This is a genomic window from Ruegeria sp. BHSA118 (assembly GCF_059613405.1).
Window position 1 is genome coordinate 1 of the sequence record NZ_JBXWSM010000103.1, and the last position, 10546, is coordinate 10546.

The following is a 10546-nucleotide window of genomic DNA, read 5'->3' on the forward strand; positions in this document are numbered from 1 at the left end:
CCCCCGGCTTCCGGGACGTCCAGAACCCAGCTTTCCGCGGTGACAGGGCCAAGTGACGGGGATTGCAGCAGGATTTCGTCAGACCCGTCGCGCGTCAATTGCCAGAACCATTGCTCATTGGTCAGATCATAAAAGCTCGGGCCAACGCTCTCGAGCAGTTCAGCCTGTGCCCCGTCATAGGCGACCCGCCGGGCCTCGATCAACAAATCCTGCCCAAGCAGCAAATCCATTTCGCTGATTTCATGAGCCCGGTAGACCTGAATGCAGATCATGGCCCCGATACCCAGTATGGCGCAGCAGATCGCTATCGTGGCAATCGAAACGCGACGGGGGATCGTAGCCCAATTATGCGTCATCTACCGGAATCCGATACCCATGCCCCCGCACGGTTTCCACCATTCCCGCCGAAGTCTTCCGACGCAAACGTGAGACAAGAACATCGATGACGTTCGATTGCAGATCCATATCCTCGGCATAGATATGTTCGATCAGATCTGCCCGGCTGACGACAGATCCCGCATGTCGGGCGAGATGCTCCAGCGCCCGAAATTCGAAAGCGGTCAGCGATACGCTGCGCCCCTTGAAAAAGGCGGCCTTTTCGTCCGGTAGGACCGAAAGATCTCCGACATCGATCGAGGGTGTACCGCGCCCGCTTGCACGGCGCACCAAAGCCTCAAGCCGCGCCAGAAGCTCTTCGGAATGAAACGGCTTTGAAAGGTAATCGTCGGCCCCGCTGCGCAATCCGGAAACGATATCGTTCCAGCTGTCACGCGCCGACAGGATCAGAACCGGCACAGCCACATTCCGACTGCGCCATTCCCGCAGGATCGACAACCCGTCCAGCCCCGGCAGCCCCAGGTCCAGCACGATCGCGTCCCAATCCTCGGTCTCTCCCAGAAACAGCGCATCATTGCCGTTTCCTGACAGTCTTACGATATCACCCCGGGCGCGCAGCAAACATTCAAGATCACCGCGCAGTGTATCGTCATCTTCCGCAACCAGTACCTTCATAACCCCTCATACGGGACAAACGGTCCAAACGTGAACACAGCATGACAAGACCCGACATGCACCGTTCACCCCACCTTTTATATATTTCACCTGATCGGTTGTCGAAAGCGATCCGTTTCAGAACCCGAAATTAAGTTTTAACGATTTGAGGTGCCGGATGTGCGGTCTGTTTGGAATTTTCCCAGAGGATGCAACCTCATCCCCTGATGTCACACGGCTGCGTCAAAGCGGTTTCGCCATTCGGCACCGCGGCCCCGATGCCGGCAACATTCTGAGCGAGCCCGGTCTTGGCCTGGCCCATCAACGCCTGTCTCTGGTTGATACCGACACCAGGTCGGATCAGCCATTTACGGACCCAAGCGGCCGCTACATCCTTGTCTACAATGGCGAAGTCTACAACTTCAGAACCCTGCGCGCTGAACTTGAGGCATTGGGCATCCCGTTCCGCACAACCTCGGATACCGAAGTGGTGCTGCACAGCCTGATCCAATGGGGCGAAGATGCGCTTGCCCGGTTCGATGGCATGTTCGGACTTGCCTTTATCGACCGGCAGACACACCGGGTTCTGCTGGCCCGGGACCGGTTCGGCATGAAACCTCTTTACTGGATGCAAGGGATGACCGAACAAGGCCCTGCCTTTCTGTTCGGCTCAGAGATCAAGGCCTTCGAACCCTGGATAACCCTGCAACCCGATGTCAACTCGATCGCGGCTTACCTGATGAAATTCGGAGGCCCGACCAGCGGCCCGACCTTCTATCAGGGGATCCGCAGCCTGACACCCGGCACTTATCTGTGGCATGACGGATCGGGCAATATCGACACCGCCTCTTTCTTCCAACTGACCGACTTTCTCGACCTTGATGAGATGACCCGTCTCGATGGCCTGTCGGCTGCCGATATCGTCGATGAATATGCGGATCTCATGCATAAATCCGTGGCCTCACATTTATTCGCGGATGCACCGGTTGGCGCGTTTTGCTCTGGCGGGGTGGATTCATCCCTGATCGTTGCCATCGCAGCGGCCCAGCACCAGAATATCGCCCTGTTCCACGCCAATGTGAAAGGCGCTTGGAGCGAGGTGGACGCCGCCTCGGAGCTGGCCAAAAGCCTGAAACTTGATCTGCATGTCATCGAGGCTGAAGAGCAGGATTTCGTCGACATGATCCCGCGTGTGATGCGTCACTACGAATACCCGTTTTCCTATCATCCCAATTGCGCGCCATTGATGATGATCGCCCAGCTCGCGGCGGATTCAGGGATCAAGGGGCTGTTGTCAGGCGAAGGATCGGATGAGCTGTTTCTGGGCTACCCCTGGCTTGGCCGCAAACGCCTGACAGACGGGTATGAAAGGATGATCAGCGGGTTGGGTTCGGCCATACGCGCAATACCGGGGGTTGGCCCGATCCTGGCACCTGACCGGATGGGAAACATGGAAAACGTCCGCGACATCCTGAATGGTCGCGAGATGGCGCAGGACAAGCGGGCTGTAGCCGACAGCCTGGCACAGCTGCCTCGCAAGTTTCAGGAAAGAGGCCGGCAATGGAGCCTGGATTACATGCACCACCATCTGCGAACGCTTTTGCATCGCAACGATACAATGGGCATGGCTGCCGGGATCGAGGCGCGGTTCCCGTTTCTGGACACACAGGTTGCCCGGTTCGGGGTCAATCTGCCAGCACGCTACAAGCTCAGAGCCTCTCCGTTCGTTTTCGAGAAGGCACACCCCTTCATCCGCGACAAATGGGTGGTCCGCGAGGTCGCCAACCGCTACATCCCCAACACCCTGAGCCAGCGCATCAAGATCGGGTTCTGGACGACGGTGTTTCAGCGGCTTGAGATCCGGCCGGAATACTTCAGGAACGCCCATTTGGGGGATCTTTTCAGCCTGACCCGGACACAGATGACAAACACCATCGAAGAGGCCGGTCCAGATCTGCGGCTGCGGTTGCTGCTGACCGAGGTGTGGCTGCGATGCCGGCTGGATCATCAGGACGAAGATCGCGAAATCAACAGATTACGCGATCACGTCAGCATCCGGCCGGACAGATTCCGCCCCCGACCCTCCTCTGCCAACAAACCTGTGGGCGCTGCGGTCCACAGTTGAAGGGCTGCTCCTTCCTCAGAGGGCCCTGCTTTTGCGGACGGCGGATTGCGGGGCCGCCTTTTTCTTGGGTTTGGCTTCAAACTCTTCGTGATAGGACCGCTCAACATTGACATCCCAGACGTCATGATCCTCGCCCAGAATATTGCGCGCGGCGTACATCGCCGACAGCATGGAATGATCCTGGTTGTTGTAGCGGTGCAGACCATTGCGACCCACGGTCTGGAAGTTTTCGAGCGTCTTCAGCCAGCCGCTGACCGTGTCCAGGGCGTCCTTGTATTCACTGTCATAGACCGGATAGGCCTTGGGCTGCCGGATAACCGCGTGGTCGATGACATCGCTGGCCTTGGCCAGACCCAGCTTTTCAAGCTCTTCACTGGCGAGATGCCTGAGATCCTCGTCACTTGACGACCACAACCCGTCACCTTTCTGGCAGAAATACTCCATCCCGATCGACGCGGTGTTCTGATCGGGCAGCATTTCCGCGGACCAGGCGCGGAAATTCTGGATGCGCCCCACCTTCACCTGCGGGCTGTGGATGTAGATCCAGTTGTCCGGGAACGGGTCCGCGTGATCCAGGATCAGGGTCACGATCAGGAAATCACGATACCGCAGACGGTCTGCCGCCTCGACGACCTCGGGCGGTGGCGGCGGATCAAAAGCATGGATCAGATCACGAACGGCCATCGAATTGACGAACTCTTCTCCCTCCACCCGCTCGGTGTGTTTTTCGCCATCTTCAGTCCAGTGACGCACATCGATCGAGGTGACGCGATTGCCATCACGGTTCACCTGGATCACTTCGGAATGGGTTTCGACCGAACCGCCCTTCTCCCGGATCAGATCGCGGGTTTTTTCCCACATCATGCCGGGGCCCAGGCGGGGATACTGGAATTCCTCGATCAGGCTGGCGGTGTCATTGGCCCCGGAAATCGCGTTCCAGACCGCCTTGGGCAGGGACAGGTTCTTGATCCGCTGCGCGGCCCAGTCGGCCCGGATTTCGGACGGCGGAATACCCCAGACCTTCTTGGTGTAGCTGTGGAAGAAATGCATATAAAGCCGCCCACCAAAGCGATTGACGACCCAGTCTTCGAACGTGTCTTCCTGCTGGCGTGGACGAATCTTCCATTTGATGAAGCTGCCGATGATCTTGTAGGTCTCGTAGGGGCCGATATTGCCAAGGGCGTTGAAGATACGCAGCGGGTAATCGTAGAATTTGTTGCGATAGAAGATGCGGCTCAGGCGTTGCACGGTGATGAAATCATCCCCCATCACCTCGTGCCACATATCCTCGACTTCGCGCACCTTGGTGAAAAACCGATGCCCGCCAATGTCGAAGCGATAACCTTTGTGCGTTTCGGTTCGCGAGATGCCACCAACCATGTCCGAGGCTTCGAACACCCGGGGAACATGTGTGTCGCTCAGTTTCTGAAGTTCATAGGCTGCTGTCAGCCCTGCTGGACCACCACCAATGACGACAACGGGAACAATATCTTTTTTCAAATGACTAACACCCATACCAAAACACTGACCTAAAGCTACAAGAGGTTATCCGAGATTCACAACAAATTCCTGTCAGTTCCCGAAACGGGGCTCCTGCGTATTAAGCTCCACCCCTTCCGTGCAGAAAAATCAACCATTCCGTTTGACGAACTGCACTTGCGCCCTTCCGTGCAAATCGATGACAGGCCAAACCCGCGTCGCCTGTGCCGAAAGCCGGTTTGGCTTTGCGAAACCGACGGTCTTTCACACCGCCCGAAACAGCACGCGTTTTCCACAATGCCCTGAAACATAACGATGATTGCTGACTGGCACAGCCAGCCGAAACTCCCCGCCCGGAAGCGAAACATAGATTGGATCCACACATCTCTTGCACGGCGCCTGACCTGAACCATGACCGCTTTTTTCAAGCTGCGTCTGTGATGTCCTTCACTGTATCGACGGACCGAAAGGGCGCATCAACAATGCTGTGACTTTTCTCGCATTGTGTATGTTTGAGCGCCAGAGCAGCAGGAAATTCAGCGCCTCATGACTCGTCGTCCTGTGAATCTTGACAGGGTGGCACCGCTGCCGTCCTAATACGTGAGAATGTTTGCAAAACCCAGAAGTCTCAAATCTGGGGGACGATGAGTAAATTGGTAGCCAGTCTCGTTGTTAACGAGGGAGCGATTTTATGAAGTGTGTTATTCTGGCCGGCGGCTTGGGAACCCGGCTCAGCGAAGAAACCGTCAAGATTCCAAAACCCATGGTCGAGATCGGCGGCAAACCGATCATCTGGCATATCATGAAAATCTACGCGGCACACGGCATCACGGATTTCATCGTCTGCCTCGGCTACAAGGGTTACGTGATCAAGGAATACTTCGCGAATTTCTTTCTGCACAGTTCAGACGTCACGATCGATCTGGCCAATGGCGGGCTTGAGATTGCCAACAGCAAATCGGAACCGTGGCGCGTGACGCTGGTCGATACCGGAGAGGACAGCCAGACCGGGGGGCGGCTGCGCCGGGTCATGCATCTGCTCAAGGATGAAGAGGCCTTTTGCATGACCTATGGCGACGGGGTCGGGAATGTCGATATCAGCGCGCTGGTCGCGTTCCACAAAAGCCACGGCAAACGTGCCACGCTCACCGCAGTCGTGCCACCGGGGCGTTTCGGCGCGTTGGAGCTGGCCAGCGATCAGATCGAACGTTTTGCCGAAAAACCGGGCGGTGACGGTGGTTTTATCAATGGCGGGTTCTTCGTGCTGCATCCTTCGGTTGGTGATCTGCTGGACGGGGATGGCGCAATCTGGGAACGCGCTCCGCTTGAAACGCTGGCCGCAGACGGCGATCTGATGGCGTTTCGCCACAAGGGTTTCTGGCAACCGATGGATACACTGCGCGACCGCCGTCAGCTCGAAGCGCGCTGGCAGGAAGGCAATGCTCCATGGAAGGTCTGGGAATGATGCTGGGTTCCGCTCCGAAAATCATCCTGCTTGGCAATCTGGGCTATATTGGTCCGGTCGTGGCGGCGGCCTTGCGGAAATCCTATCCCAACGCCAATCTGATCGGCCTTGATCCCGGGTTTTTCTCGGACCGGCTGACCACACATGATGCGTGGCCCGAGCGGGTTCTGAACCAGCAGATCATCGCGGATATTCGCGATATCGATGCGTCACTGTTCCAGGGGGCGGATGCGGTTGTTGCACTGGCGGCCATCTCGAACGACCCGATGGGTGCCCGGTTCGAAACAGTCACCACGGAAATCAATCAGGATGCCATCGTGCAGGCCGCTCATCTGGCCGCCGAAGCCGGGGTATCACGCTTTGTCTTCGCCTCCAGCTGTTCGGTCTATGGCTTCGCCGAAGGCGATGCGCGATCCGAGGACGCGCCCCTGAACCCGCTGACCGCCTATGCCCGCAGCAAGATCGGGACCGAGCGCGCGCTGGCGGCCATGGACACGCCGGGGATGCTGCGTACAGCGCTGCGTTTCGCCACCGCCTGCGGGCCGTCGCCCCGGCTGCGGCTGGATCTGGTCCTGAACGATTTTGCCGCCTGTGCGGTCACCGCTGGCAAGATCACGGTGCTGAGCGACGGCAGCCCGTGGCGGCCGCTGATCGACGTGCGCGACATGGCCCGAGCCATCGACTGGGCCATCACCCGGACCCAAGATGCCGGGGGGCAGTGGCTTGCGGTCAACGCTGGATCGGATGTGTGGAACCATCAGATCCGCGATCTGGCGCAGGCCGTGGCCGAAGCGGTCCCCGGGGCCAGCTACTCGATCAATCCCGATGCCTCGCCCGACAACCGGTCTTACAAGGTCGACTTTTCGCTCTACAAACAACTGGCACCCGAACATCAGCCGGTGCAGACGCTTGAAGGCACCATCCGGGATCTGCTGCAATTGCTGAACGATATCAACTTTGGCGATGCCGATTTCAGGTCATCTCCGCTGATGCGGCTGAAAGCGCTTGAAGAGCATATCCGCACAGGCACACTGAGCGAGGATCTGCGCTGGAGGATGCCGCAATGACACACCCCGCTTGCCGGAGCTGTGGCGCAGCCCTGACCCAGACGCTGGTCGATCTGGGGCTTTCTCCGCTGGCCAATTCCTATGTCCCGCCCGAGCGCGCGGGCACGGCCTGTCCGCGCTATCCGCTGCATGCCTGGGTCTGCAACGACTGCTATCTGGTACAGGTCGAAGACGCCGTACCGGCGGATGAGATTTTCAACGCCGACTATGCCTATTTCTCCAGCTATTCGGACAGCTGGCTGGCCCATGCCAGGGCCTATGTCGAACAGATGGTCGACCGGCTTGATCTGGGACCGGATGATCTGGTGATCGAGATCGCCTCGAATGACGGGTATCTGTTGCAGTATTTCGTCGAGAAAGGCATCCCGGTTCTGGGGATCGAACCTTCGGGCAGCGTGGCGGCTGCCGCCGAAGAAAAAGGCGTGCGCACGCTGGTCGATTATTTCGGCGAGGCGCTGGCCCGCAAGGTGGCCGCGACCGAGAAACCTCCGGCGCTGATCGCATCGGCCAATGTGCTGGCGCATGTACCCGACATCAACGATTTCGTCGCCGGGATCGCCACGCTTCTGACGGGTGATGCGGTTTACACGGTCGAATTCCCGCACCTTCTGAACCTGATCAACGAAGTGCAGTTCGACACGATCTATCACGAACATTACTCCTATCTGTCGCTGCTGGCGGTGGAAAAGATTTTTGCCAAGGCGGGCCTGCGTGTCTTCGACGTCGAAGAACTGCCCACCCATGGCGGTTCGCTGCGGGTGTTCGCCTGCCTTGAGGGTGCCAGCCACCGCGAAGGGCCCGGTCTGGCCAAGGTCCGCGCGGATGAGGCTGCGGCGCAGTTCGACCGGCCCGAGGGCTATATGAATTTCACCATTCAGGTCGAAACGCTGCGCGACGGGCTGCTTGGCTTCCTGCGCGAAGCAAATGCCAGGGGTGACACCATTGCCGCCTATGGCGCCGCTGCCAAGGGCAACACGCTGCTGAACTATGCCGGGATCGGCCCCGACCTGATCTCTTACTGCGTTGATCGCAACCCGGCCAAGCAGAACACGCTGCTGCCCGGCAGCCATATCCCCGTGCATGGGGTCGAAGCCCTGCGCGAGACGCCGCCGGATTACGTGCTGATCCTGCCCTGGAACATCCGGGACGAAGTCACGGATCAACTGTCAGACCTGAAGGCACATGGCACCCGCTTCGTGACCGCCGTGCCAGAGATCAGGATCAGCTGATGGCACGGGTTCTGCTGACGGGCGCAACCGGATTGATCGGGCGCGCCACAGCCACGGCTCTGACAGAGGCGGGCCACGAGGTGGTGACGCTGGCCCGCAACCCGGCAAGCGACATCACCTGCGATCTGCTGGACCCCGGTGCCACCACGACAGCCCTTGAAACAGCCCGCGCCAGCCATCTGGTGCATCTGGCCTGGCATGACGGCGCGCGCGACCGCTGGAATTCTGGGGCCAATCTGGACTGGATGGTCGCCACTCTGCATCTGGTGCGGGAATTCGCGCGCACAGGCGGCCGGCGTGCCATCTGCGCCGGAAGCTGTGCCGAATATGACTGGTCGGTACCGGAGCTGGTCGAAACCAGCCCCCTGCGCCCCCGCACCCTTTATGGGGCGGCCAAGGCCGGGGCCGGTCTGGCACTGTGCGCGGGCCAGCAGACGCTTGGTCTGTCCCTGGCATGGGCCCGCATCTTTTTTGTCTACGGGCCGGATGAACCGCCGGGGCGACTGTTTGGCGATCTGATGTCAAACCTCGGGGCGGGACGACCGGTCGATTGCACCGATGGACGGCAGGAGCGGGATTTCCTGCATGTCGATGATCTTGCCCGCGCCTTGTTGCGCGTGCTGGAAAGCGATCTGACCGGCCCGGTCAATGCCGCCAGCGGTACGGCGACCCCGGTTCGAGACCTGATTGCAGAGGTGGCAAACCAGATGCACCGGCCCAATCTGATCCGCCTGGGCACCATCGCCCGCGCAGCGGACGATCCGCCCCGGCTGGCGGCGGACGTGACCCGGTTGCGGGACGTGACCGGTTTTATGCCACAATATGACATTGCTTCCGGAGTCGCCCGGTGTCTTCGGTCAAGGGAGGAGGCCGTATGAAATCTTCATCTTTTCTACGCAAGCAATCCTTCATGCTTTTCGCCCTGGTCGGCATCGTGAATACGGCCTTCGGGTATGCGGTTTTCTCGGTTCTGAGCCTGTCGGGGTTGCCCGCACAGGCGGCTCTTGCGATCTCGTTCGTCATCGGCGTGTTGTGGAATTTCATGACCCACGCCCGGATCGTATTCGACACCAAAGGGTTCAGGAAATTGCCCTTCTACCTGCTGGCCTATGTCATGGTTTACGTTTTCAACGCCTTTTCGCTCGAAGCTCTTCTGAACACGGGACTGCATCCGATCCTTGCACAGGGCCTGCTGGTTCTGCCCGCGGCCGTTCTGGCATTCATCCTTGTTTCCCGGGCGCTGACCGATCGCTTCCCGTGGCAGCATGAGGTCTGATATAATGCCTCAAAACTACAGACATAAACACTTTCGATCCGTAACCGGTCCATCTGATATATAGTAGGATATGGGCTGTTAAATGTATTTGGTACCAGTGCTGGAAGGATAATCGTCAATGCGTCTTTATCTTGCTGATCTTGGACATAACCTCGTTACTGCCACATCGGACACCTACCCATTGGGCGTTGGAAATCTTGCGACCTATGCCCAGGCTCATGCAAAAAGCCCGACACCGATCGAGGTCGCGATCTTTCGTGATCCGCAGGAATTCAAAGCGGCCGTCGACACAGCTCCGCCCGATGCGGTCGGTTTTTCCAGCTATTCCTGGAACCACCATCTGGCCCTGTCCTTTGCCGACTACGTCAAGGCGGTCAATCCCAACAGCCTGACCCTGATGGGTGGTCCCAACTTCCCGCTGACCGAAGAAGAACAGGACAGCTGGATCCGGACCATGCCGCAGATCGACATGCATGTGCGCGGCCCCACCTATGAGGGCGAGCGCGCGTTCCTCAGCACGCTGCAACGGTTCATCGATGTCGGTGCCCGACGCGAAGGCATGTGGGAAGAGGCCGTCGATGGCGCGCTTTACGTGCACCCCGAAACCGGAGAGATCCTGCGCGGGGCCGAGCCGCCCCGCATCCGCGATCTGGATGAAATCCCCTCGCCCTATCTGGCCGGGCTGATGGACAAGTTCTTTGACACCGGCCTGTTTGCACTGATGCAACTGGCACGGGGCTGCCCGTTCACCTGCGCGTTCTGCAATTCGGCGGTCAAATCGAATTCGAAGGTCTTCCGCCATTCGTTTGAACGCACCAAGGCCGATCTGGATTACATCGTGGCCCGCATCAACCATGCCAGCCCGCTGTGCTTTGCGGACGACAATTTCGGCATGTACGTGCAGGACGAAGAGGT

Annotated in this window: 10 protein-coding genes; 7 read left to right on the top strand and 3 right to left on the bottom strand. The window is 58.9% G+C overall.

Translation table 11 applies throughout. The features are described from left to right. Positions 1–356, bottom strand: a 356-nt coding sequence (locus AC2FNN_RS20270) for a hypothetical protein (RefSeq protein WP_496760233.1), incomplete at its 3' end; no start/stop codon positions are given. Continuing rightward, positions 346–1011, bottom strand: a complete 666-nt coding sequence (locus tag AC2FNN_RS20275) for a response regulator transcription factor (RefSeq protein WP_170347020.1) — start codon at positions 1009–1011, stop codon at positions 346–348. The genes AC2FNN_RS20275 and AC2FNN_RS20270, both read right to left, overlap by 11 nt. 157 nt (positions 1012–1168) lie before the next feature. On the opposite strand from AC2FNN_RS20275, the gene asnB reads away from it, so the two are divergent. Then, positions 1169–3115, top strand: coding sequence for an asparagine synthase (glutamine-hydrolyzing) (gene asnB, locus AC2FNN_RS20280; RefSeq protein ID WP_496760234.1), 1947 nt, complete (start codon positions 1169–1171; stop codon positions 3113–3115). Positions 3116–3130: 15 nt separating this feature from the next. On the opposite strand, the gene AC2FNN_RS20285 is transcribed toward asnB, so the two are convergent. Continuing rightward, positions 3131–4615, bottom strand: coding sequence for an NAD(P)/FAD-dependent oxidoreductase (locus AC2FNN_RS20285; RefSeq protein ID WP_496760235.1), 1485 nt, complete (start codon positions 4613–4615; stop codon positions 3131–3133). Between the two features lie 670 nt (positions 4616–5285). Between AC2FNN_RS20285 and rfbF the strand changes: the two genes are divergently transcribed. The 6 genes from rfbF to AC2FNN_RS20315 form a co-directional block, all read left to right on the top strand. Next, positions 5286–6059, top strand: a complete 774-nt coding sequence (gene rfbF, locus AC2FNN_RS20290) for a glucose-1-phosphate cytidylyltransferase (RefSeq protein WP_496760236.1) — start codon at positions 5286–5288, stop codon at positions 6057–6059. Beyond that, the gene (locus AC2FNN_RS20295; RefSeq protein WP_496760237.1) at positions 6041–7126 is read left to right on the top strand and encodes an NAD-dependent epimerase/dehydratase family protein; all 1086 of its coding nucleotides are present in this window, start codon (positions 6041–6043) and stop codon (positions 7124–7126) included. Before rfbF ends, AC2FNN_RS20295 begins: the two co-directional genes overlap by 19 nt. Continuing rightward, positions 7123–8355, top strand: a complete 1233-nt coding sequence (locus tag AC2FNN_RS20300; RefSeq protein WP_496760238.1) for a methyltransferase domain-containing protein — start codon at positions 7123–7125, stop codon at positions 8353–8355. Before AC2FNN_RS20295 ends, AC2FNN_RS20300 begins: the two co-directional genes overlap by 4 nt. After that, positions 8355–9233: an NAD-dependent epimerase/dehydratase family protein gene (locus tag AC2FNN_RS20305; protein WP_496760239.1), complete on the top strand. Its 879-nt coding sequence runs from the start codon at positions 8355–8357 to the stop codon at positions 9231–9233. The genes AC2FNN_RS20300 and AC2FNN_RS20305 overlap by 1 nt, the downstream gene beginning before the upstream one ends. Beyond that, complete coding sequence (locus AC2FNN_RS20310; protein ID WP_496760240.1) at positions 9230–9631, top strand: GtrA family protein; 402 nt, start codon at positions 9230–9232, stop codon at positions 9629–9631. Before AC2FNN_RS20305 ends, AC2FNN_RS20310 begins: the two co-directional genes overlap by 4 nt. 118 nt (positions 9632–9749) lie before the next feature. Next, the coding region (locus AC2FNN_RS20315; protein ID WP_496760241.1) for a B12-binding domain-containing radical SAM protein at positions 9750–10546 on the top strand (797 nt) is incomplete at its 3' end.

Bases quoted from the DNA above. Each gene is read 5' to 3' on its own strand.
- AC2FNN_RS20300 (WP_496760238.1), top strand. From the start codon at position 7,123: ATGACACACCCCGCTTGCCGGAGCTGTGGCGCAGCCCTGACCCAGACG.
- AC2FNN_RS20295 (WP_496760237.1), top strand. From the start codon at position 6,041: ATGGAAGGTCTGGGAATGATGCTGGGTTCCGCTCCGAAAATCATCCTG.
- AC2FNN_RS20275 (WP_170347020.1), bottom strand. From the start codon at position 1,011: ATGAAGGTACTGGTTGCGGAAGATGACGATACACTGCGCGGTGATCTT.
- asnB (WP_496760234.1), top strand. From the start codon at position 1,169: ATGTGCGGTCTGTTTGGAATTTTCCCAGAGGATGCAACCTCATCCCCT.
- rfbF (WP_496760236.1), top strand. From the start codon at position 5,286: ATGAAGTGTGTTATTCTGGCCGGCGGCTTGGGAACCCGGCTCAGCGAA.
- AC2FNN_RS20305 (WP_496760239.1), top strand. From the start codon at position 8,355: ATGGCACGGGTTCTGCTGACGGGCGCAACCGGATTGATCGGGCGCGCC.
- AC2FNN_RS20310 (WP_496760240.1), top strand. From the start codon at position 9,230: ATGAAATCTTCATCTTTTCTACGCAAGCAATCCTTCATGCTTTTCGCC.